Annotated in this window: 20 protein-coding genes; 4 read left to right on the forward strand and 16 right to left on the reverse strand. The window is 59.9% G+C overall.

Annotated features, from left to right (window positions below; all coding sequences use genetic code 11):
* Window positions 1–35: 35 nt before the first annotated feature.
* Window positions 36–3,200, reverse strand: coding sequence for an efflux RND transporter permease subunit (locus tag J3A65_RS03125; protein WP_245341424.1), 3,165 nt, complete (start codon window positions 3,198–3,200; stop codon window positions 36–38).
* Window positions 3,197–4,396, reverse strand: a complete 1,200-nt coding sequence (locus J3A65_RS03130; protein ID WP_209899346.1) for an efflux RND transporter periplasmic adaptor subunit — start codon at window positions 4,394–4,396, stop codon at window positions 3,197–3,199. The genes J3A65_RS03125 and J3A65_RS03130 overlap by 4 nt, the downstream gene beginning before the upstream one ends.
* 542 nt (window positions 4,397–4,938) lie before the next feature.
* On the opposite strand from J3A65_RS03130, the gene recQ reads away from it, so the two are divergent.
* The gene (gene recQ, locus J3A65_RS03135) at window positions 4,939–6,798 is read left to right on the forward strand and encodes a DNA helicase RecQ (RefSeq protein ID WP_209899349.1); all 1,860 of its coding nucleotides are present in this window, start codon (window positions 4,939–4,941) and stop codon (window positions 6,796–6,798) included.
* A gap of 66 nt (window positions 6,799–6,864) precedes the next feature.
* Here recQ and J3A65_RS03140 read toward each other — a convergent pair whose 3' ends face one another.
* From J3A65_RS03140 to J3A65_RS03150, 3 genes are all read right to left on the reverse strand, one after another.
* Window positions 6,865–7,275, reverse strand: a complete 411-nt coding sequence (locus J3A65_RS03140) for a response regulator (RefSeq protein ID WP_082471777.1) — start codon at window positions 7,273–7,275, stop codon at window positions 6,865–6,867.
* Window positions 7,276–7,381: 106 nt separating this feature from the next.
* Window positions 7,382–7,822 carry a hypothetical protein gene (locus J3A65_RS03145; protein ID WP_062459686.1) on the reverse strand — a complete coding sequence of 147 codons (441 nt, stop codon included), beginning with the start codon at window positions 7,820–7,822 and terminating at the stop codon, window positions 7,382–7,384.
* 140 nt (window positions 7,823–7,962) lie between these two features.
* Complete coding sequence (locus tag J3A65_RS03150; RefSeq protein WP_209899352.1) at window positions 7,963–8,826, reverse strand: SDR family oxidoreductase; 864 nt, start codon at window positions 8,824–8,826, stop codon at window positions 7,963–7,965.
* A 291-nt stretch (window positions 8,827–9,117) separates the two neighbouring features.
* Between J3A65_RS03150 and J3A65_RS03155 the strand changes: the two genes are divergently transcribed.
* Together J3A65_RS03155 and J3A65_RS03160 are read left to right on the forward strand one after the other, a co-directional pair.
* Window positions 9,118–9,327, forward strand: a complete 210-nt coding sequence (locus J3A65_RS03155; RefSeq protein WP_062459695.1) for a cold-shock protein — start codon at window positions 9,118–9,120, stop codon at window positions 9,325–9,327.
* Window positions 9,328–9,448: 121 nt separating this feature from the next.
* Window positions 9,449–9,673, forward strand: coding sequence for a hypothetical protein (locus tag J3A65_RS03160; RefSeq protein WP_062459699.1), 225 nt, complete (start codon window positions 9,449–9,451; stop codon window positions 9,671–9,673).
* Between the two features lie 95 nt (window positions 9,674–9,768).
* Here the strand turns inward: J3A65_RS03160 and J3A65_RS03165 are convergent, their stop codons facing one another.
* From J3A65_RS03165 to J3A65_RS03180, 4 genes are all read right to left on the reverse strand, one after another.
* Window positions 9,769–10,191, reverse strand: coding sequence for a hypothetical protein (locus J3A65_RS03165; protein ID WP_192087528.1), 423 nt, complete (start codon window positions 10,189–10,191; stop codon window positions 9,769–9,771).
* Window positions 10,192–10,322: 131 nt separating this feature from the next.
* Window positions 10,323–11,528, reverse strand: a complete 1,206-nt coding sequence (pcaF, locus tag J3A65_RS03170) for a 3-oxoadipyl-CoA thiolase (protein ID WP_192087331.1) — start codon at window positions 11,526–11,528, stop codon at window positions 10,323–10,325.
* Window positions 11,529–11,538: 10 nt separating this feature from the next.
* A complete protein-coding gene (locus tag J3A65_RS03175) occupies window positions 11,539–12,243 on the reverse strand; it encodes a CoA transferase subunit B (RefSeq protein ID WP_209899355.1) in 705 nt (234 codons plus the stop codon).
* Entirely contained in the window at window positions 12,240–12,962 is a 723-nt protein-coding gene (locus J3A65_RS03180) for a 3-oxoacid CoA-transferase subunit A (protein WP_174197697.1), read from the reverse strand. The genes J3A65_RS03175 and J3A65_RS03180 overlap by 4 nt, the downstream gene beginning before the upstream one ends.
* Window positions 12,963–13,079: 117 nt before the next feature.
* On the opposite strand from J3A65_RS03180, the gene J3A65_RS03185 reads away from it, so the two are divergent.
* On the forward strand, window positions 13,080–13,841 hold the full coding sequence (locus tag J3A65_RS03185) for an IclR family transcriptional regulator (RefSeq protein ID WP_209899358.1): 762 nt from the start codon (window positions 13,080–13,082) through the stop codon (window positions 13,839–13,841).
* A gap of 39 nt (window positions 13,842–13,880) precedes the next feature.
* Here the strand turns inward: J3A65_RS03185 and mmsB are convergent, their stop codons facing one another.
* The 7 genes from mmsB to J3A65_RS03220 form a co-directional block, all read right to left on the reverse strand.
* Window positions 13,881–14,768 (reverse strand): 3-hydroxyisobutyrate dehydrogenase, encoded by an 888-nt coding sequence (gene mmsB / locus J3A65_RS03190; protein WP_062459718.1) that lies wholly within the window; start codon window positions 14,766–14,768, stop codon window positions 13,881–13,883.
* A gap of 9 nt (window positions 14,769–14,777) precedes the next feature.
* Window positions 14,778–16,373 (reverse strand): GMC family oxidoreductase N-terminal domain-containing protein, encoded by a 1,596-nt coding sequence (locus tag J3A65_RS03195; RefSeq protein ID WP_209899941.1) that lies wholly within the window; start codon window positions 16,371–16,373, stop codon window positions 14,778–14,780.
* Window positions 16,374–16,386: 13 nt separating this feature from the next.
* Window positions 16,387–17,385 (reverse strand): branched-chain amino acid ABC transporter permease, encoded by a 999-nt coding sequence (locus tag J3A65_RS03200; RefSeq protein WP_062459725.1) that lies wholly within the window; start codon window positions 17,383–17,385, stop codon window positions 16,387–16,389.
* A 15-nt stretch (window positions 17,386–17,400) separates the two neighbouring features.
* Entirely contained in the window at window positions 17,401–18,288 is an 888-nt protein-coding gene (locus J3A65_RS03205) for a branched-chain amino acid ABC transporter permease (protein WP_062459730.1), read from the reverse strand.
* 97 nt (window positions 18,289–18,385) lie between these two features.
* Window positions 18,386–19,090, reverse strand: coding sequence for an ABC transporter ATP-binding protein (locus tag J3A65_RS03210; RefSeq protein ID WP_062459733.1), 705 nt, complete (start codon window positions 19,088–19,090; stop codon window positions 18,386–18,388).
* Entirely contained in the window at window positions 19,090–19,872 is a 783-nt protein-coding gene (locus J3A65_RS03215; RefSeq protein ID WP_209899361.1) for an ABC transporter ATP-binding protein, read from the reverse strand. The genes J3A65_RS03210 and J3A65_RS03215 overlap by 1 nt, the downstream gene beginning before the upstream one ends.
* Window positions 19,873–19,875: 3 nt before the next feature.
* Window positions 19,876–21,090, reverse strand: coding sequence for an ABC transporter substrate-binding protein (locus tag J3A65_RS03220; RefSeq protein ID WP_062459739.1), 1,215 nt, complete (start codon window positions 21,088–21,090; stop codon window positions 19,876–19,878).
* Window positions 21,091–21,167: the final 77 nt, after the last annotated feature.

Below are 21,167 nucleotides of genomic sequence, written 5' to 3' on the forward strand. Positions count from 1 at the left end.
AAAAAACAGCAACATCTATAACGGACATGCTGGTGCTATGCGGTCTCTGTCTTGGCCTCCAGATTTTCTACCTTAGCTTTGCGACCGCTGAAGATGCGCCGTACGAGCACGAAAAACAGCGGGACGTAAAGCGTTGCAAGGATCGTCGCCGTGATCATGCCGCCGATGACCGCCGTACCGATCGCGATGCGGCTCTGTGCACCCGCGCCGGACGAAATTGCAAGCGGCAAAACGCCGAAGATGAAGGCAAGACTGGTCATCAGGATCGGTCTTAGCCGCAGGCGGGCGGCTTCCATGGCCGAATCGTAAGCGCTCTTGCCGGCCCGTTCCGCCTGTTCCGCGAACTCGACGATCAGGATCGCATTCTTTGCGGAAAGGCCCATCGTGGTCAGAAGGCCGATCTGGAAGTAAACGTCGTTCTCCAGTCCGCGCAACGTGACCGCACAGACCGCTCCGATGATGCCAAGCGGGATGATGAGCATGACCGAGAACGGGATCGACCAGCTTTCGTAAAGTGCTGCAAGACATAAGAAGATGACGAGAAGCGACAGCCCGTAGAGGATGGGCGCTTGTCCGGCGGACAGTCTTTCCTGGTACGAGAGACTGCTCCAGGCCACCGACGTCCCCGGCAGGTCCGCGGCCAGTTCCGTCATACGGTCCATTGCCTGACCGGAGCTTAGGCCCGGTCCCGCTTGTCCCTGGATTTCATAGGACTGCAACCCGTTGAACCGCGTCAGCGTTGTCGGCGCCTGGGACCAGCTCGTCTTGGCAAACGAAGAGAAAGGTGCCATTTCGCCGCTTGCCGTGCGCACATACCAGCCATCGAGATCCTCGACAGCGCCGCGGTGGGCGGCGTCACCCTGGACGTAGACCCGCTTCACGCGCCCACGGTCCACAAAATCGTTGACATAGACGCCACCCCAGGCTGCGCTCAGGGTTGCATCGACATCGGACTGCTGGATCCCGAGTGCGCCGACCTTTTCGTCGTCTATGTCGATCTGTAACGTCGGGACGTCTTCAAGTCCGCTCGGACGTACGCGCGCAAGTGTCGGATCCGCCGTCGCCGCAGCGAGAAGCTGGTCGCGCCGCTGCTTGAACTCCGTCAGGCTGAGATCGCCATTGTTCAAAAGTTGCATGGTGAAGCCGTTGGACTGACCCAGTCCCTGCACCGATGGCGGTGTCAGCGCGAAGAACTGGGCGTCGCGCAAGGAGCGCCCGAGCGCGGCTGTGGCACGCGCCACAATCGAGGCGGCCGCATTCTCTTCGCCCACTCGTTCGTCCCATGGCTTGAACTGCACAAAACCCTGACCGACGTTCTGGCCGGAACCGCTGAAACGGAAACCCGAAATCGTAAACAGGCCAGCAATATTCGCCTGTTCCGGTCCGAGGAAGTGGTCTTCGATCGCGGCTGCCGTCTCGACCGTGCGAACACGGGTTGCGCCGGGAGGAAGGGTGTACTGAACCACGCCGTAACCCTGATCCTCGACCGGAAGAAAGCCGCCGGGAAGTTGGAGGAAGAGAAACACGACGGCGCCGACCAGCGTACAAAAGGCGATGATCGAAAGCCAGATCCTGCGGATGGCGATCGTGACGGCCGCGAGATAAGTCTTTTGAACCCAGCCGTAACCGCGGTCGAACATCGTCCCAAACCGCCGGATCAGGCCGCCAGTTCGCTTTGGCGCATCCTCTTTTCCGCGTGGTTTCATCAGTGTTGCGGTCAGGGCCGGCGTCAGCACCAGCGCCACCACGACCGACAGAACCATTGCGGAGATAACAGTAACCGAGAACTGCCGGTATATGACCCCGGTTGAGCCGCCGAAGAATGCCATCGGAACAAACACCGCCGACAGGACCAGCGCGATCGCAATCAACGCCGTCTGGATTTCACCCATCGAGCGAAGCGTCGCGTCTCGGGGGCTTAAGTCCGGCTCCTCCTCCATGACTCGTTCGACATTCTCGACGACGACGATCGCGTCATCGACCAGAAGACCGATCGAAAGGACCAGTCCGAATAGGGTGAGCGTGTTGATCGAATATCCGAACAGTGCGAGCACGCCGAACGTGCCGAGCACGACGACCGGGACGGCAAGTGCTGGAATCAGCGTCGCACGCCAGCTGCGCAGGAAGACGAACATGACGATGACGACAAGAACGATCGCCTCGATCAGCGTCTTCACCACTTCCTCGATCGAAAGCCGGATGAACTCGGTGGAGTCACGAGGGTAGGTGACGCGGTAGCCATCCGGCATGTTTGCCGCTTCGCCATCGATAGCCGCTTTCACCAGCTCGGCCGTTTCAAGCGCGTCCGCGCCGGGGGCAAGCTGAACGGCAATGCCGGATGCCGGATGACGGTTGAAACGGGTGAAGCGCGTATAGCTTTCCTGTCCGAGTTCGACGCGGGCGACATCCGCCAAGGTGACACGTGCGCCGCTTTCGTCCGTGCGGATGACGATCCGCTGGAACTCCTCCGGTGTCGTCAGGCGCGAACGGGCGGTCACGATCGCATTCAGCATCTGCGTGTCGGGGGAGGGTTGGGCGCCGATCTGGCCGGCCGCAACCTGCGTATTCTGCGCCTCGATCGCGGTGATGACGTCCGACGGCATCATCCCGTATGAAAACAAACGACCCGGGTCGAGCCAGATGCGCATCGCGTATTGCGAGCCGAAAAGGTTGGTATCGCCGACGCCGGGAAGGCGACCGATCCGCTCCTGGAGATTGGCGGCAATGTAGTCCGAAATGTCGGAATCCTTCGCCTTATCGGTTTCATCGTAAACTGCGGCGACAAGCAAAAAGTCACTGTTGGACTTTGTAACGGTGAGACCTTGCTGCTGCACCTGCTGGGGCAGACGAGAGAGAGCCTGCTGCACTCTGTTTTGAACCTGAACCTGTGCGATATCGGGATCGGTGCCCTTGTCGAATGTTACCGCGATCGTGACCTGGCCTTCGGCGCTGGAGGTCGACGTGAAGTAGATGAGGCCGTCGATGCCGGTAAGCTGCTGCTCGATCACCTGTGTCACGCTGGTTTCAAGCGTTGCAGCAGAAGCCCCAGTGTAATTGGCGCGGATGTTCACCTGCGGCGGCGCGATATCCGGATACTGCTCGACCGGAAGCGTCAGGATGGAGCCGATACCACCCAACATGATCACGATCGCGATCACCCAGGCAAAGATTGGACGATCGACAAAGATACGGCTGATCATAGCGCGGGGACCGCCTTGTTCTCTGTTGCTTCTGCGGTCTGCTTCTTACCCACGTCGACAATCTTGACCTTGTCGTCGGGTTTGACCTTGGAGACGCCTTCAACGATGACCCGGTCTCCAGGAGCAAGGCCTTCGGTTACGAGCCAGCGATTGCCGACAGCCTGAGCGACCTGGAGCGCTCGCCGCTGGACGGTATCTCCGTCGCCGACCACGAGCGCGCTTGCCTCTCCCGTAGGGCTCCTCGTCACGCTCTGCTGCGGCACGAGGATCGCATCCTTCGCCTGAGTCTGTGAGAGAACTGCGCGGACATACATGCCTGGCAGCAGGATGGCGTCGGGGTTCGGAAACTCGGCGCGAAGTGTGACAGATCCGGTCGACGGATTGACGGTGACATCGGTAAACTGGAGTTTGCCCGGAAGCGGATATTCCTGACCGTCTTCCAGTTTCAAACGCACCTCGGCCGTGTCCTTGGACAATTCGCTCGAGGCCATCGCATCTCGCAGCTTTAAAAGCGCGGTCGAGGATTGCTGAATATCGACGAAGATTGGGTCGAGGCGCTGGATGGTCGCCAAGGCCTGCGTCTGCTGAGCCGATACGAGCGCACCTGTCGTCACCAGCGAACGGCCGATCCTGCCGCTGATCGGCGCGGTCACCTTGCTGTAGCGCAGGTTGATCTCCGCGGTCTGGAGCTTCGCATTGTTCTGTGCGACGGCCGCAGTGGCAGACCGGAGCGCTGCAGTGGCATCCGTAAACGCCTGCTCGCTAACCGCTCCCTTTTGCGCCAGTGGCTTTAAACGTTCGAATTCGATCCGCGCGTTGTCTTCGCCGGCCCTTGCGCTTTCGAGATTGGCGCGTGCCTCCGCAACCGAGGCTTCGAACAGGCTTGCATCGATCTGGTAGAGCGTGTCGCCCTTCTTGACCAAAGCACCCTCGGTAAACGAGCGAGCCTCGATGATCCCTGACACCTGGGGCCTGACCTCAGAAGTCTCGAACGGGGATGTGCGACCTGCAAGCTCGTTCACGAGCGGCACGTCTTCTGTCATCGCCGTCACAATCCCGACTTCCGTTGGCTGGCGCGGTGGCTTTGCTTCCTCCTCTGCCTGCAGATTGCAGCCGGCAAGTGCAACGGCACAGCCGATGGCTGCAAGCCGCGGCAGCAACCCCTTCTTCGGGTAGGAGAACTGTGTGGGGATCATCGTAATTTGGCCTGTTCCGTCGCTGCCGAGATGAGTTGCTCGGCAGGTAACGCGGAAGGCGGCAAATCGTACGGTGCTGTTTCATCACGATGTTGCGATGCAATCGCGAGCCGGACATTTTGCGTCCGAGAGGCCTGAGAAAGCTGGCCCATGAGAGCTGGCCTGTCCGCAGTTTCTGCAAACAGTTTCAGAGTAGCTGTATGGTGACTGCTTCGACGAGAATATGATAGATATTCTCTATGACCGTCTGGGAATCCGTTTTGAACGGTGCCGACAGGTTTTTAGAATGTTCCTAAAGTGTTCATATTATCGGTATCTAATATTATCGTTTGCTAATTTTGCAACGCGGTCGCGATCCCGCTGCCCCCTTAAATCTAGGGGTGTGTCGATTGACATTTTCTATCAGGTCATTTGTTTCGTGCCTCAATGTCATTCGGGCACGAACCGCTTGATGGATAGTGGCGATATCTGCGTCGGCGGGCTTTGCAAAGGTCGTGCCGTGTGAGATGGCTCGCGAGCAAGGATGGAGGCGGAACGAGCTCATGCAAGCGAAATCAACCAGCCAAGATGGTGAACGCAAAAGCGGTGTGCAGGCGAATCCGGTCGGGGTTTTGCAGAAGGTTTACGGCTACCCTTCCTTTCGCGGCGACCAGGAGGCTGTCGTTCGCCATGTTGTTTCGGGCGGAGACGCGGTTGTGCTGTTTCCGACGGGCGCAGGAAAATCTCTGTGCTTTCAGATCCCGGCTCTCTGCCGGGACGGCGTCGGCATCGTTGTTTCGCCGCTGATTGCGCTGATGCGCGATCAGGTCGAAGCGTTGAAGCAGATTGGCGTCCGTGCCGCCTCGATCAATTCCTCCATGCCGCGGGAAACGTTCGGCGAGGTCAAACGCGCGCTGGCGGCCGGCAGGCTCGACATGCTGTACGTGACCCCCGAGAGGATCGTGACGTCAGGGTTTCGTGAGTTGATCGGAGACGCCAAGGTCGCGCTGTTTGCAATCGATGAAGCGCATTGCGTCTCGCAATGGGGGCATGATTTTCGCCCGGAGTATCGGCAGCTCGGTGAACTCGCCGACCTTTACCCGGGCGTGCCGCGTATGGCGCTGACCGCGACCGCCGACCCGCATACGCGGGAAGATCTCATCGACAGGCTCACCCTGCGCAATGCCCGGGTCTTCACCGCATCGTTCGATCGCCCGAACATTGCCTACGAGATCGTCGAGCGGGATCAGCCGCGCCAGCAGTTGCTGCGCTTCCTGGAGAATCACAAGGGATCGAGCGGTATCGTCTACTGCCTGTCGCGCGCGAAGGTCGAGGAAACCGCGGAGTGGCTGAGTGCGCAAGGCATCCGCGCGTTGCCCTACCATGCGGGTATGGACCGGGAGGTTCGCGATGCCAATCAGGACGCCTTCTTGAAAGAGGAAGACCTCTGCCTCGTCGCGACCGTCGCCTTCGGGATGGGCATCGACAAACCCGATGTACGCTACGTCGCGCACCTGGATTTGCCGAGCTCAGTCGAAGCCTATTATCAGGAGACGGGCCGTGCCGGTCGTGACGGTCTGCCGTCCGAAGTTTGGATGGCCTACGGGATGGCCGACGTCATTCAGCGCGGCAGGATGATCGACAACGGCACGTCCGGCGACGACGTCAAGCGGGTCGAGCGCGCCAAGCTCAATGCGTTGCTTGCGATCTGCGAGACGGCCGGCTGCCGACGACAGGCGATCCTCGCACATTTTGGAGAAGAGCATGCGGGGCATTGCGGAAACTGCGATACCTGCATCAAGCCCGTGGACACCTGGGACGGAACCGAGGCCGCCATCAAGGCGCTCGCTGCCGTGTATCGAACAGAGGAACGGTTCGGTACCGGCCATTTGATCGATGTCCTGCTCGGCAATGACAACGAAAAGACACGTCGCTTTGGCCATGTGGACATGCCGGTCTTCGGTGCGGGAAAGGATCTGGCGCAAAAGACGTGGCAGTCCGTCTATCGCCAGCTTCTGGCCGCAGGCCTGGTGCGCGTCGATCACCAGGCTTTCGGGGCTTTGAAACTGGAGCCTTCGGCACGCGATGTCTTCCGCCACGAGCGGACCGTCCGTTTCCGCAAGGACCCGGTGACCGGCCGCAAGACGCCACGAGGGCAAACGGCAGGCTCGAAAAACCCAAGGTCGCAGTTGGGAGAAACCGACGCGGTCTTGTTTGAGGCATTGCGCAAGATGAGAATGACGATTGCGAAGGATCTGGCGATCCCTCCCTACGTCGTATTCGCCGATGCGACGCTGATCGCATTTGCAACGCAGCGGCCGACAACCCACGACGCGCTCCTTGGTGTATCCGGCGTCGGGCAAGCGAAACTTGAGCGCTATGGCGACGCGTTCCTCGATATTATTCGGGCACACGACGGATAATTGATAGACGACGCGCTGCGAGCGGCTAATGGTCGCCCCGACACTATATCGGGACGACGCCGGTCCTTACTGCTTTGTGACGGGAAACGTTCTGAGGCGGTCCGGCGGACACGTGCCCTCGATCCCGGCGCGTCTGTCCGCTACGTACTGGATTGCTTTCACGACCTCGAGATCGAGGATCGGCTTCTCCATCACGCCAAGCGTTCCCTTCACGCCCGCCCCCAGCGCGCCCGGATCGCTAGTCATGAACAAGACGGTGATGTCGGCGATTGCGAGGTCGCGCCCGATGCCCGGCCCGGTTGGACCGTCATCGAGGTTGACATCGACCAATGCCATATCCGCCGTGGCAGCAAGCAACGTGGCTTCCGCTCTGTTTCTCGCCACGCCAATCGAATGGTGCCCCAACGCTTCGACAGCGTCTTCCAGACCCATTGCAATAATTGGCTGATCTTCGACAATCAGAACATTGAAAGCCATTTCCATTCTCCGTTCATGAACACTTTTGCGTAATCTCTTAGTGAACGAACGGGCGGAAATGCAGGGTGTTCCAGTTTTCGTCACAAATACTTGTGGTTGAACGTGGCTATCGCGTGATGCCCCACAGAAATCCGATAGCCGCCGCAAGCCCAACGGCTCCGATTGGAGATCTTTGGATACCGCGCTTGATGTCGTCCACAATAAGGCGGGGTTCGTTCGCGTACTCGCGGTAGGTTGCCGGCTCTACGGCTCTGTCCTTCAAACTTTCGAGCTCGGCGCGCAGGGCTGTCAGCGTATCTCGTGCTTTGGCAGTTGCCGAGTTGTCGCGGTCGTGGACCGATGCCAGCGCTTCATCGACAAGCGGTTCGTCTGAACTCGTGCTCGGGCCGCCAAAGCCTGTGGCAGTGGACGAAGATGAAACAGGATCGGAACCCGGGAAGGTCTCCTCGAGGCCCTGTTGCAGGACTTCGTCTGGAGTGCGGGCGCGTTGTGCTGCCTGTTCGCGAAGAAGAGACGCGGCAGCAGGCGACTGGGAATGATCGGCCATTGGGTTTTCCTTGCTTGTTTGTTTGGGGATCGAGACATCCTCTGATCCGGCTCGTGTTTCTATGGGTACCGAAACTCGCTCTTCGAGAGCGGTTTCGGGAGAGGAGCGAGCCTTCCCGAAACCGAACGACAATGAACGGATCAGATCATGATCTCGCCGCCGGTCACCGGAATGACGGCGCCAGTCATGTAGCTGCCAAGGTCGGACGCCAAGAGAACATAGGCACCTGCCAATTCGGCTGGCTGGCCCGCACGACCGAGCAAGGTCTGCTCGCCGAACTTCGCCGCCTTTTCAGCCGGCATGGTCGAGGGAATGAGAGGCGTCCAGATCGGGCCCGGCGCGACGGCATTCACCCGGATCCCATGTTCTGCCACCATTTCGGCAAGACCAGCCGTGAAGTTGGAGATGGCACCCTTGGTCGAGGCGTAGGCGAGAAGCTGTGGCGAAGGTTGACGCGACTGGATCGACGTCGTGTTGATGATCGAGCTACCCGGCTTCATCAGAGGGACAGCCGCCTTCGATAGGAAGAATGGTGCGTAGATGTTGGTCCGGAACGTCTCGTCCCACTCTTCCGCAGTGATATCGGTAATGGTGGCATAGGTGCGCTGGAAGGCGGCATTGTTGACGAGGATGTCAATTTTTCCGAGCTCATCGGCCGTGCGCTTTACGAGCGCGTTGCAATGCTCCTCCGACTTGATGTCGCCGGGAACGACCACTGCCTTGCGGCCTGCTTCGCGCACCCACTTCGCCGTGTCTTCAGCGTCTTCGTGTTCGCTGAGGTACGAAATGAGGATATCCGCGCCTTCGCGGGCGAATGCGATCGCCACAGCTTTGCCGATGCCTGAATCGGCACCGGTGATCAGCGCGACCTTGCCTTCAAGACGACCATTGCCCTTGTAGGAGAGTTCGCCATGATCCGGCGCCGGATCCATCAATGCGGTCTGGCCTGGCGGGTCCTGATGCTGGGCGGGATGGGGAGGTGTCGGGCGACGTGTTTCTTGCATGGTTTGATCTCCAGTCTAGCGTTCTGAGCAGAAACAAGCTGATCCACAATCGGTTCCGTTGTCGCTCACTCAGCCTCTTCGAAAGCGCTCCAGTCGGGCCGGGGAAACTAAAAGTTGACTTTCGGGAGCGTAGCCGCTATTTGTGGTTTATCGATATTTTGCTTGCTGATCTTTGGTTATTGCGCTTCGAACGAAGCGCCTGAGCGAACTTCCTCTTCAAAACAAATCGCTATCACCTTCTGCAAGATCTCGTTTTGCAGATACCTTCTCTATGCTTTGAAAGGGTTCACTATGACCACCGGCACAGTAAAATGGTTTAATTCCACTAAGGGCTTCGGCTTCATTCAGCCTGACGATGGCGGCGCTGATGCGTTCGTTCACATCTCCGCAGTCGAGCGCGCCGGAATGCGCGAAATCGTCGAAGGCCAGAAGCTGGGCTACGAACTTGAGCGCGACGCAAAGTCGGGCAAGATGTCGGCCTGCAACCTTCAGGCTGCTTAATTCGATTTTTGCTTCGCTTTGACCACGGATGTACTGGCACTGTCGAAGTAGCAGTTGGTGAGGGCCGAGCATACGTGCTCGGCCTTCTTATTTGGCGTCTACCGCCAGGATTGGATAAGAAATGACGGAAACAATGTCGAAGTCGCGCGAGCGTGCGGAAGCCGCATTTGCTCAGACCCAGACCCAGTTTTTCTCCCGCGTCGAAGCGGTCGCAGAATTAAACGCACACGTCGCCGAACGTGACTCAAAGACGGCTCGGCTCAAGGCTGCGCGCCTTGCAAAAGAAATTGAAGACCGCGCCTCGGCGACTGCTGCCCTGATTGCCAAGCGCGCCAAGAAGGCCTGACACCAGCCCGACATCGAATGAACTCGGCCCGCAGCCTGCGCGGCCGATCTTGTTTGATGCCCGTGGCTACGACTACTGCTATAGTCGACCAGAGATCACGGACCTCCGATCGTCGGCAGATACGTCTCGACTTCACGCCTTCCCACGGCGTCGAGCACAGCGATATTCTCGTTCCAGAAATCCTCAGCTTCTTTGGTATCGGTTCCCCATGCACGCGTAGCGCTGCGACGACCACCGAGACGCAGATACTGATGGGCCAGCATCGACAGGCCGGACGCAGTCCCAGTCTCAATCGTGGAGTTCCTCACGGGAAGTGCAGATAGCATCCGCTCAAGCGCGTCGTGCTCGGGGCCACGTGGGTGTTGACTTAAGAACACGTCCACTGGAATCCGCGTTTCGTGGCCACCGGACGGCAAGTTGCCACGGTGAATAACTGTTGGGTGCTGGTTCTCGGGAGCGGGCTCTATAAACCACCGATCTCCATTGGTGCTGTGCGCAAACTCCTGCGGTTCGTTCATGCTGCCGATCCTTACGAGTTTTCGAGGGGGAGACGCTATCCGGACTCGCCGCGCGCCTCCACTATCAACAGCGACAGCCGCCAATGGTTGCCGAGAGCCTCGAATTGAGTTCGAGGCCCGGCTGCAATCCGCTAAACCCGTTCCAGGGCGAGGGCGATCCCCTGGCCAACGCCGACGCACATCGTGGCAAGCGCGTATCGCGTACTACCCAGCGATAGCTCCAGTGCCGCGGTTCCGGCAATGCGTGCTCCGGACATGCCGAGCGGGTGACCCAGCGCGATCGCACCGCCATTCGCGTTGACATGCTCCGCATCATCGGGGATTCCGAGCTCGCGCAAAACGGCGATGCCCTGAGAGGCGAAGGCTTCGTTTAGCTCGACAATCCCGAAATCCTGCGGCGACAAGCCGAGGCGTGCGCAGAGTTTCTGCGTCGCTGGCGCAGGCCCGATGCCCATCACCCGTGGCGGAACGCCAGCCGCAGCGCCGCCGAGGATGCGTGCAATCGGCGTCAGGCCATATTTTAGGGCCGCTTCCTGCGAGGCGATGATCAGTGCCGCTGCCCCGTCATTGACGCCGGATGCGTTGCCGGCAGTGACCGTGCCGCCTTCCATTTTGTTCACCGGCCGGAGTTTAGCCAATGCCTCCAAGCTGGTTGCGCGGGGATGCTCGTCCTTGTCGACGATGATGCTATCGCCCTTCTTTTGCGGAACGCTGACGGCTTTGATTTCTCTTGCTAGCCTGCCGTTCTGCTGGGCGGCAGACGCCTTGTTCTGGCTGCGCACTGCAAACGCGTCCTGATCCTCGCGAGAGACATGGTAATCGATCGCGACATTGTCGCCGGTTTCCGGCATGGAATCGACGCCGTACTGCTTCTTCATGAGCGGATTGACGAAACGCCACCCAATGGTGGTGTCGTATATCTCCGCGTTGCGTGAAAACGCGGTCTCGGCCTTCGGCATCACGAACGGAGCGCGGCTCATGCTTTCCACGCCACCGGCAATCATGATGTCGGCTTCGCCGGCCTTGATGGCGCGGGCAGCGGTGATCACGGCATCCATGCCCGATCCGCAGAGACGGTTGATCGTCGTGCCGGATACGGACACTGGTAGGCCGGCAAGCAGCAGCGACATGCGCGCGACATTCCGGTTATCTTCGCCCGCTTGGTTGGCGCAGCCAAAGACCACGTCGCCGACCGCTTCCCAGTCGACGGCAGCGTTTCGCTCCATCAGTGCCTTAAGAGGTACAGCGCCCAGATCGTCCGCACGGACCGATGACAGCGCGCCGCCGAAACGACCGATCGGGGTACGGATATAGTCGCAGATAAATGCTTCGGTCATCGATCTCTCCTCAAAGCGCCGGTACGACAAGATCAGCAACAACGCCGTCCACATGGAGCTGCGCGCCGGTCATCGCCTGCAATTCCTCGATGGTCATTGCGGCGAGCTTTTCACGCAGGACAAAACGGCCGTCCGCGATATCGATCACCGCATGGCTCGTATAGACCCTCGTGATGCAGCCGACGCCAGTCAGGGGAAATGTGCATTTGGAGACAAGTTTCGGCTTGCCGTCCTTCGTCACATGCTCGGTGATGACGTAAACCTGCTTGGCACCATGCACCAGATCCATCGCGCCGCCGACCGCCGGCACGCCTTTGGAGCCAACGCGCCAGTTGGCGAGGTCGCCATTTTCCGCCACCTGATAGGCGCCGAGGATTGCAACGTCGAGATGGCCGCCCCGCACCATGGCGAAGCTGTCCGCATGATGAAAGAAAGCCGCGCCGGGCTTGACCGTGACGGCCTTTTTGCCCGCGTTGATCAGATCCCAGTCTTCCTCACCGGCTGCCGGAGGCTCGCCGAAATCGAGGATGCCGTTTTCCGTATGGAAGATCGCCTGTCTGCCGGGCGGCTGATAGCGGGCGACCATTTCCGGAAAACCGATCCCGAGATTGATATAGGCGCCATCTTCGATATCCTGCGCGGCACGCCAGGCGATCTGCGTGTTCGACAGTTTGATGTCTTCGCGGGTGTCCAGTGTCTGAGTTTCGCCGCTCATGCGCTCATTCCTCCGGCATAGGCCACTCCGGCCCGGATGAGTTCTTCTTCTTGCTGAGGGTTTGAAACCTCGACCACCGCATCGACAAAGATGCCGGGCGTGATCACGTGTTCGGGGTCGATGTCGCCGGGTTCAACGATCTGCGAGACCTGGGCGATGGTGGTGGTCGCCGCCATGCACATCAGAGGATTGAAGTTCCGGCCGGCCTTGCGATAGGTGAGGTTGCCATGGGTGTCGCCGAGATGCGCCTTGACGATGGCAAAGTCGGCCTTGAGCCAGCGCTCCTGCACATAATGTCGTCCATCAAATTCGGCGACCGGTTTGCCCTCGGCCAGTTCCGTTCCATAACCCGTCGGCGTGTAGAAGGCCGGTATGCCGGCGCCACCTGCGCGGATCCGCTCGGCGAGCGTGCCCTGGGGGACGAGTTCCAACTCGATTTTTCCGGCCAGATAGGTATCGGTAAAAGCCCGCGGATCGGACGAGCGAGGGAAAGAGCAGATCATCTTTGCGATCATGCCCGCATCGATCATTGCCGCAATTCCGATGCGTCCGTTCCCGGCGTTGTTATTGATCACGGTCAGGTTTTTAGGACCGCTGTCGATCAGCGCGTGGATGAGTTCGATCGGCGCACCGGAGCCTCCGAAACCACCGATCATCACCGTGGCACCGTCGGTAATCTTGGACACGGCATCAGCCAAAGTCCGAATTGTTTTATCCATCAGTATCCTCCGCAAACCGCTCCCGCTGCAGAAACAACTAAATCCCATAAGGATGGACGGCAAACCATTTGTGCGATATCGTCTCTTTGTACGATTATCGCACAAAATGAGGCTCTGTTGGACGTCAAGACGAGAGACATGATGGGCGGGCTGGCAAAGGGCCTCAAGGTCATAGAAGCCTTCTCTGCGGAGCGACCGCGTCTCAGCATCGCCGAAGCCTCACAGCTCACCGGTTATGATCGCGCGACGGTGAGACGATGCCTCCTGACGCTCTCCGAACTCGGCTATTGCGCCTATGACGGAAAATTCTTCACCGTCACGCCCCGCGTCTTGCGACTGGGGACGGGATGCCTGGCAGCGATGCCATTGCCGAAGATCGTGCAGCCCTGGCTCGATGACCTGTCCGAACAGACAGGCCAAAGCACATCCGTTTCCATTCTTGATGCGAGTGACATCGTCTACGTCGCGCGGGCCGCGCAGCGCAGGGTCATGTCGATTTCGCTGATGCCGGGCTCACGCCTTCCAGCCTACTGCACCTCTATGGGGCGGGTGATGCTGGCAGCACTTCCTGTGGAGGAGGCAGAAGATCTTCTTTCATTAAAGCCGCTCGTGGCGAGGACGGCAAAGACCGTGACCGACATCGAAACGCTCAAGGGCGAACTGCTCCGCATCCGTGATCGCGGCTATGCCTGCATCGATCAGGAGGTCGAAATCGGCCTTCGCTCTCTGGCCGTCCCGCTATTCGGCCCCCGCGGCCAAGTCGTCGCCGCGCTGAACATCGGGCTAGCCGCGTCAGAGGAGCCGATGCAGGCTGTCGCTGACCGTTACATTCCGTCACTGCTTAAAGTTCAGAAGGAGCTGACCGGCATATCCGGTTGAATTTGCGGCATATGCCGGCGTTCCAACTCCGAAACCATCTTATTCCCGCGGTATCTCCTGCAGCATCCGGATGATGGCGGAAAAGTCCTCGCCGCCGTGTCCGGCTGCCTCGAACTGGGCGTAGAGGTCGGCCGCGTGGGCTCCGAGCGGTGTCGCGGCGCCGGATTGTTGTGCTGCTTCTTGCGACAGCAGCAAGTCCTTCAGCATCAGCGCCGTGGCAAAACCAGGCCGGTAGTCGTTGTTGGCAGGCGATGTCGGCACGGGACCGGGCACAGGGCAATAGGTCGTCAACGACCAGCACTGGCCCGATGAGGTCGAGGCGACATCGAACAGCGCCTGATGCGAGAGGCCCAGCTTTTCAGCCAGACCGAACGCTTCGCAGACGCCGATCATCGAGATGCCGAGGATCATGTTGTTGCAGATCTTTGCAGCCTGACCCGCACCATCGCCGCCGCAGTGGACAATCTTGCGGCCCATGGCTTCGAGGATAGCCTTACCCGACGCAAACGCACTCTCCGAGCCGCCCACCATGAATGTCAGCGTGCCCGCTTCCGCGCCAGTCGTTCCCCCGGACACCGGAGCATCGAGAGAGAGGCAACCCATCGCGCTTCCCAGAGCATGCGCCTTGCGGGCGCTTTCCACGTCCACGGTCGAGCAATCGATGAGCAGCGTTCCCTCGGGGATCACGGATGCCAGATCCGACCAGACGGCGAGGACATGCTGGCCCTTGGGCAGCATGGTGATAATGCAGTCTGCATTCAGCACAGCCTGGGGGAGGGTGCTTGCCGCGTTGACGCCATGCGCACTTGCGGCATTCCTGCTCGCCTCCGAAAGATCGAAGCCCCAGACGTCATGTCCCGCCTTGACGAGATTGGCCGCCATCGGGCCGCCCATGTTCCCAAGTCCAACGAATGCAACCTTGCTCATAGTCCCCCCTTACCGATTGTCCGCCAAGATCATCGCCGCCGCCTTTTCGGCAATCATGATCGTTGGAGAATTCGTGTTGCCCGATGTAATGGCGGGCATGATTGATGCGTCGGCAATTCTCAGCCGGCCGAGTGCTCTCATCTTCAGTCGCGGATCGACGACGCTATCGGGATCCGACCCCATCCGGGCCGTGCCCACGGGATGGAAAATCGTCGTGCCGATTTCGCCGGCAGCCCGCTCCAGATCCGCATCCGTGTCGTAGGCCGGCCCCGGCTTGTATTCTTCCGGCTGGTAGCGGGCGAAAGCAGGCTGCGCGACGATGTTGCGGGTCAGCCGGATCGAACTTGCCGCGACACTGCGGTCGGCAGCTGTCGAAAGATAGTTCGGCCGGATCGCCGGCGCTGCTGCAAAATCCGGGCCTTTCAGATGCACGGAACCGCGGCTTTCGGGGCGAAGATTGCATACGCTTGCGGTGATTGCCGGAAAAGCATGAACCGGATCCCCGAAGCGGTCCAGCGAGACCGGTTGGACATGGTATTCGAGATCAGCCGTTTCCTTGTCCGGACCCGACCGGGTAAAAATCCCGAGCTGGCTTGGAGCCATGGACATCGGTCCTGAGCGTTTCAGCGCATATTCCAGCCCGATCGCAGCCTTGCCGAGCCAGCGAGAGGCTTTCTCGTTCAGCGTCGGCACGCCGGTGACCTTGTAGACCAGCCGTAGCTGCAGGTGATCCTGCAGGTTTTCGCCGACCTGTCGCACCTCCTTGACCATCTCGACCCCGGCGTCCGCCAGGATCTCGCCGCGTCCGACGCCTGAAAGCTCAAGAACGTGCGGCGTCCCGATCGCGCCGGCCGAAAGCACCGTTTCCCGACGGGCATGGGCCACCTGCGACACGCCATTCTGTTGAAACTCGACGCCCTTCACCTCACCATTTTCGATGATCAGGCGGCGGACATGCGCTTTCGTCAGAACGCGGAGGTTTGGCCGCTTCATCGCGGGACGCAGGAAGGCCTTCGATGTGTTCCAGCGAATGCCCGAACGCTGGTTGACGTCGAAATAGCTCGAGCCTTCGTTGTCGCCGCGGTTGAAATCGTCGATCATCGGGATGCCCGCCTGTTCCGCCGCCTTGCGGAAACTGTCGAGCACCGCCCAGTGCAGACGCTGCTTTTCGACCCGCCATTCGCCGCCTTCGCCATGCAGATCGTCGCCGCCCTTGTAGAAGTCCTGGCTCTTGCGAAACAGCGGCAGCACGTCGTCCCAGCCCCAGCCGGCACATCCCATCTGCCGCCATAGGTCGTAATCGCGCGCCTGGCCGCGCATATAGATCATGCCGTTGATCGAGGAGCAGCCACCGAGCAGCTTTCCGCGCGGATAAAACAGGGAGCGGCCGTTGAGGCCTTTTTCCTTTTCGGTGGCAAAACACCAGTCGGTGCGCGGGTTGTTGATGCAATAGAGATAGCCGACCGGGATATGCACCCAGTGATAGTTGTCGGTCCCGCCGGCTTCCAGCAGCAGCACGCTGTTGCGGCTATCGGCCGAAAGGCGGTTCGCAAGAACGCAGCCGGCGCTTCCGGCACCGATGATGATGTAGTCGTAGGTTTCCATGGTCTTCAGCCAATCAGCGGCGATGCTCGAAGCCCAGTTTTCGGCCAAGCCGCGAGGCGTAGAATTCCCCGATCAGGCCGCGCCGGAAGAGGAGGACGCAGACCATGAAGACCACGCCGGTGATGATCGTGACGGGAAATTCCGAGGTCGCGAGGTAGTTCTGCAACGCCACGACAAGCCCGGCGCCAAAGATCGGTCCGATCAGCGTGCCGATGCCCCCAAGCAGCGTCATCAGGATCACCTCGCCGGACATCTGCCAGCCGACATCGGTCAGCGTCGCGAACTGGAAGACGAGCGCCTTGGTTCCGCCGGCAAGCCCGGCAAGCGCCGCCGACATGACGAAGGCGCCGAGCTTGTAGCGGGATACGGAATAGCCGAGCGAGATGGCGCGCTGCTCGTTTTCACGGATCGATTTGAGGATCATGCCGAAGGGCGAGTTGATGAACCGCCAGATGATCGCCATGCCGATCAGAAATACGGCCAGCACGAAATAGTACATGTTCGTCGTTTCGCTGAGATCGATAAAGCCGAACAGGTGGCCGCGCGGCACGGACTGGATGCCGTCTTCGCCATGCGTGAATTCCGCCTGCAGGCAGAAGAAGAAGAACATCTGCGAAAGCGCAAGCGTGATCATCGCAAAGTAGATGCCCTGCCGCCGTATCGCAAAGAAGCCCATGATCAGGCCAAGCACGGCCGCTCCGAATGCACCGACGAGAATGCCGAGTTCCGGCGACAGACCCCAGACCTTCACGACATGGGCAGTAAAATAGGCGGCTCCGCCGAAGAACGTCGCATGGCCAAAGGACAACAGGCCCGTGTAACCCAACAACAGGTTGAACGCGCAGGCAAATAGCGCAAAGCACAAAAGCTTCATCAGAAAGATCGGGTAGAAGAACAGCGGTGCAACAAGGAGCAGCACTAGTCCCAACCCGATGAAGATCGCGTAGGTTTTCGTGGCTGTGCCCGACCTCTCTATGCGCGGCGGGGCGGCGGTGTGGATGATGTCGCTCATCTCTGGCATCCTTCCCTAAACATCCCGGCCGAAAAGACCGGCTGGCCGCAGAAGCAGCACGATCGCCATGATCACGAAGATCACGATGCTCGATGCTTCCGGATAAAACACTTTCGTCAGGCCCTCGGCGATTCCGAGCATGTAGCCGGTCAGGATCGCACCCATGATCGATCCCATGCCGCCCACCACGACGACTGCAAAGACGACGATGATGATGTTGGACCCCATCAGCGGCGAGACCTGGTAGATCGGCGCCGCCAGAACGCCGGCAAAGGCGGCAAGGCCCGCGCCGAGCCCGTAGGTCAGTGTCAAAAGCACCGGCACGTTGACGCCAAACGCCTGCACCAGGATCGGGTTTTCCGTCGCTGCCCGCAGATAGGCCCCAAGCTTGGTCTTTTCGATCAAAAGCCAGGTGCCGATACAGGCGACCAGCGACACGACCACCACCCAGCCGCGATAGATGGGCAGGAACATGAAGCCGAGATTGGTGCCGCCGGCAAGCTGCGTCGGAACCGAATAGGGCTGGCCCGACGAACCGTAGAGATACCGGAACGTGCCCTCTATGGTGAGCGCCAGTCCGAAGGTGAAGAGCAGGCCGTAGAGGTGGTCCAGTTTGTAAAGCCGTGACAGCAGGAAGCGTTCGGTGATTGCTCCGAACAGGCCGACGACGAGGGGTGCGAGAACGAGCGCAAACCAGTAGTTGATGCCGAAATACTGCAGCATCAGCATGGCAACGAACGCGCCGAGCATATACTGCGCGCCGTGGGCAAAGTTGATGACCCGCAGCAACCCGAAGATGACCGCAAGACCGAGGCTTAAGAGTGCGTAGAAAGAGCCGTTGATCAGGCCGATCAGGAGCTGTCCGAGGAAAGCCTGGAGCGGAATGCCGAAAATCATGGTCATGGTGCGGCGCTCCTGGCGTCGTCTGATTTTACCGAAACTGGACGCGAGCGCGTTGCCAGGTCGTCCGTGCGGTGATCCGTTTGCATTGCGACCATGCTCAAACCCCCAGAACCTTATGCAGCATGTCCATCCGCTCCGGCAGCTCGCCGACGGGGAAATTGGCCACCATTTTTCCGTGGTCCATCAGGTAGAACCGGTCAGCGACTCGGCTTGCGAAGCGAAAATTCTGCTCGACCATCAACACCGTCATGCCGCGGTCCTTGAGCGTCTTCAGGACTTCGCCGATGCGCTGCACGATGACAGGCGCTAGCCCTTCCGTCGGCTCGTCGAGGATAAGCAGTTTTACCCCGGTGCGCAGGATCCGGGCGATCGCCAGCATCTGCTGTTCGCCGCCGGAGAGTTTCGTGCCGGGACTGGAGCGGCGCTCGTGAAGGTTCGGGAATAGTTCGTAGATCTCGCTGAGCGGCATTCCCCCTTGCGCAACGACCGGTGGCAGCATGAGGTTTTCCTCGACCGTCAGCGTCGAGAAGATTCCGCGCTCCTCAGGCACAAAGCCGAGACCCGCATGGGCGGTTCTGTGCAATGGAACCCGCGACATATCCTGGCCGGAAAAGAGGATCTCGCCGCGGCGTTCCCGGATGATGCCCATGATGGTGCGAAGCGTCGTGGTCTTGCCGACGCCGTTGCGACCGAGAATGGTGATGGTTTCGCCCTCGTGCACCGTCATGTCGACGCCGTGCAGGACATGGCTTTCGCCATACCAGGCATTGAGATTGGAAACCTGAAGCAGGGGTTGCGCCATCATGCCTCCTCCGTGCCCATGTAAGCCGTGCGGACGCGCGGATCCTGGCTCACCGTCGCGTAATCGCCCTCGGCCAGAATTTCGCCGCGCTGCAGTACTGTGACGTGGTGGCAGATATCTGCAACGACGGAAAGATTGTGCTCCACCATCAGCACCGCGCGGGTTTTCGCCACTTCGCGGATGATGGCGGACACGGTACCGATATCCTCCTGGCCCATGCCGGCCATCGGCTCGTCGAGCAGCAGCACTCTGGGATCGAGTGCCAAAGTCGTGGCAATCTCCAGTACCCGCTTGCGACCGTAGGAAAGGTCGGCAGCCAGCGCGTTGCGCTCGCGTTTCAATCCGACCGTCTCGATCAGCTCATCGGCGCGGGAATCCAGCCGGTCGAGCGAGGAGAGCGGCAGCCAGAACTGCGTCGACAATCCGCTCGGACGCTGCAATGCGACACGGACATTGTCACGCACGGTCAGATGCGGAAACACGGCTGATATCTGGAAGGAGCGGACCAGTCCCATGCGCGCCACCTTGTCCGGCGGCAGTTTCGTGATGTCGGCGCCCATCAGCGTGATCGAACCGGCCGTCGGCTGCAAAAACTTGGTGAGCAGATTGAACACCGTCGTCTTGCCGGCGCCGTTCGGACCGATCAGCGCATGGACACTGGCGTCGTGAACATCGAGATCGACATTCTTGACGGCTGCGAATGCTCCAAAGCTCTTCGACAGGCCACGGGCGGACAAGACCACCCGTGGCTGCTCGTTAGTCGAGATCGATGCGACTGCCATCGCTCACTTCACCAGCTCGCAACCGGCCTTGGCCGGGTCGAGATAGGCCTCCTTGCCGGGAATGGTGGCAAGCACGTTGTAATAGTCCCACGGCTCCTTGCTTTCATCAGGCTTCTTCACCTGCAAAAGGTACATGTCGTGGATCATTCGGCCGTTGGCTCCGACCGTGCCGCCGCGCGCGAAGAAGTCGTCGACCGGCATTTCATGCAGAGCTTTGGAAACCGCATCGCTCTCGTCCGTACCGGCCTTCTGCACGGCTTTGAGATACTGCGTCACGGCAGAATAGGTGCCCGCATGAACCATGTTCGGCATCTTGTTGGTCCGGGCAAAAAACTTCTTGGCAAACTCGCGGCTCTTGTCGTCGAGGTTCCAGTAATAGCCTTCCGTCAGCGTCAGGCCTTGTGCTGCCTCAAGTCCGAGCCCGTGCACTTCGGCCAGCGTGAACAGGAGCGCTGCCAATTTCTGACCGCCTTGGACAATACCGAACTCGGCCGCCTGCTTGATCGAGTTGGCCGTGTCGAGACCGGCATTGGCAAGCCCGATCACCTTCGCGCCTGATGACTGCGCCTGCAGCAGGAAGGATGAGAAATCCTGGCTCGACAGGGGATGCCGCACCGAACCGACGACCGTGCCGCCATTGGCCTTCACGTAGTCGCTGGTCTGCTGCTCGAGGGAATAGCCGAAAGCATAGTCCGCGGTCAGGAAAAACCAGCTGTCACCGCCCTGCTTGACCATCGCACCGCCTGTGCCGACCGCAAGCGCATGGGTATCATATGCCCAGTGGAAGCCGTAGGGCGTGCAGGACTTGCCCGTGAGATCAGTGGTCGCCGCACCGGTGTTGATGGTGATCTTCTTCTTGTCCTTGGACAGCGCCTGGACCGCGAGACCGACCGACGACGTTGTCAGGTCCATGATCGTATCGACCTGCTGGGTATCGTACCACTGGCGGGCGATGTTGGAGGCGATGTCGGGCTTGTTCTGGTGATCGGCGTCGATGACCTCGATCGGAACATCCAGAACCTTGCCGCCAAAATCCTCGACCGCCATCTTTGCAGCCTCAACGGACGACTTGCCGCCGAAATCGGAATACACGCCGGACTGGTCGTTCAGGATACCGATCCTGACCTTGCCGTCGGATGCCGTTTGGGAAAATGCAGTGCTGCTGGCGAGCAATACGGCCAGCGGTGTAACAACGGACGCCACAAACGTCTTTCGCATAAGGTCTCCTCCCAGAGATAACAGCGCGCGAATCTGTTCAAATTTGGCGGGCCACCCTCCTCAAAGCAGCCCCTCCT

This window comes from Rhizobium sp. PvP014 (assembly GCF_017876855.1).
Classification (GTDB): Bacteria; Pseudomonadota; Alphaproteobacteria; order Rhizobiales; family Rhizobiaceae; genus Neorhizobium; species Neorhizobium soli.

Bases quoted from the DNA above. Each gene is read 5' to 3' on its own strand.
- J3A65_RS03155 (WP_062459695.1), top strand. From the start codon at position 9,118: ATGACCACCGGCACAGTAAAATGGTTTAATTCCACTAAGGGCTTCGGC.
- J3A65_RS03140 (WP_082471777.1), bottom strand. From the start codon at position 7,275: ATGGCTTTCAATGTTCTGATTGTCGAAGATCAGCCAATTATTGCAATG.
- J3A65_RS03175 (WP_209899355.1), bottom strand. From the start codon at position 12,243: ATGAGCGGCGAAACTCAGACACTGGACACCCGCGAAGACATCAAACTG.
- J3A65_RS03150 (WP_209899352.1), bottom strand. From the start codon at position 8,826: ATGCAAGAAACACGTCGCCCGACACCTCCCCATCCCGCCCAGCATCAG.
- J3A65_RS03145 (WP_062459686.1), bottom strand. From the start codon at position 7,822: ATGGCCGATCATTCCCAGTCGCCTGCTGCCGCGTCTCTTCTTCGCGAA.
- J3A65_RS03195 (WP_209899941.1), bottom strand. From the start codon at position 16,373: ATGGAAACCTACGACTACATCATCATCGGTGCCGGAAGCGCCGGCTGC.
- J3A65_RS03220 (WP_062459739.1), bottom strand. From the start codon at position 21,090: ATGCGAAAGACGTTTGTGGCGTCCGTTGTTACACCGCTGGCCGTATTG.
- J3A65_RS03125 (WP_245341424.1), bottom strand. From the start codon at position 3,200: ATGATCAGCCGTATCTTTGTCGATCGTCCAATCTTTGCCTGGGTGATC.
- J3A65_RS03180 (WP_174197697.1), bottom strand. From the start codon at position 12,962: ATGGATAAAACAATTCGGACTTTGGCTGATGCCGTGTCCAAGATTACC.
- pcaF (WP_192087331.1), bottom strand. From the start codon at position 11,528: ATGACCGAAGCATTTATCTGCGACTATATCCGTACCCCGATCGGTCGT.
- J3A65_RS03205 (WP_062459730.1), bottom strand. From the start codon at position 18,288: ATGACCATGATTTTCGGCATTCCGCTCCAGGCTTTCCTCGGACAGCTC.
- recQ (WP_209899349.1), top strand. From the start codon at position 4,939: ATGCAAGCGAAATCAACCAGCCAAGATGGTGAACGCAAAAGCGGTGTG.
- mmsB (WP_062459718.1), bottom strand. From the start codon at position 14,768: ATGAGCAAGGTTGCATTCGTTGGACTTGGGAACATGGGCGGCCCGATG.
- J3A65_RS03130 (WP_209899346.1), bottom strand. From the start codon at position 4,396: ATGATCCCCACACAGTTCTCCTACCCGAAGAAGGGGTTGCTGCCGCGG.
- J3A65_RS03165 (WP_192087528.1), bottom strand. From the start codon at position 10,191: ATGAACGAACCGCAGGAGTTTGCGCACAGCACCAATGGAGATCGGTGG.
- J3A65_RS03210 (WP_062459733.1), bottom strand. From the start codon at position 19,090: ATGGCGCAACCCCTGCTTCAGGTTTCCAATCTCAATGCCTGGTATGGC.
- J3A65_RS03215 (WP_209899361.1), bottom strand. From the start codon at position 19,872: ATGGCAGTCGCATCGATCTCGACTAACGAGCAGCCACGGGTGGTCTTG.
- J3A65_RS03160 (WP_062459699.1), top strand. From the start codon at position 9,449: ATGACGGAAACAATGTCGAAGTCGCGCGAGCGTGCGGAAGCCGCATTT.
- J3A65_RS03200 (WP_062459725.1), bottom strand. From the start codon at position 17,385: ATGAGCGACATCATCCACACCGCCGCCCCGCCGCGCATAGAGAGGTCG.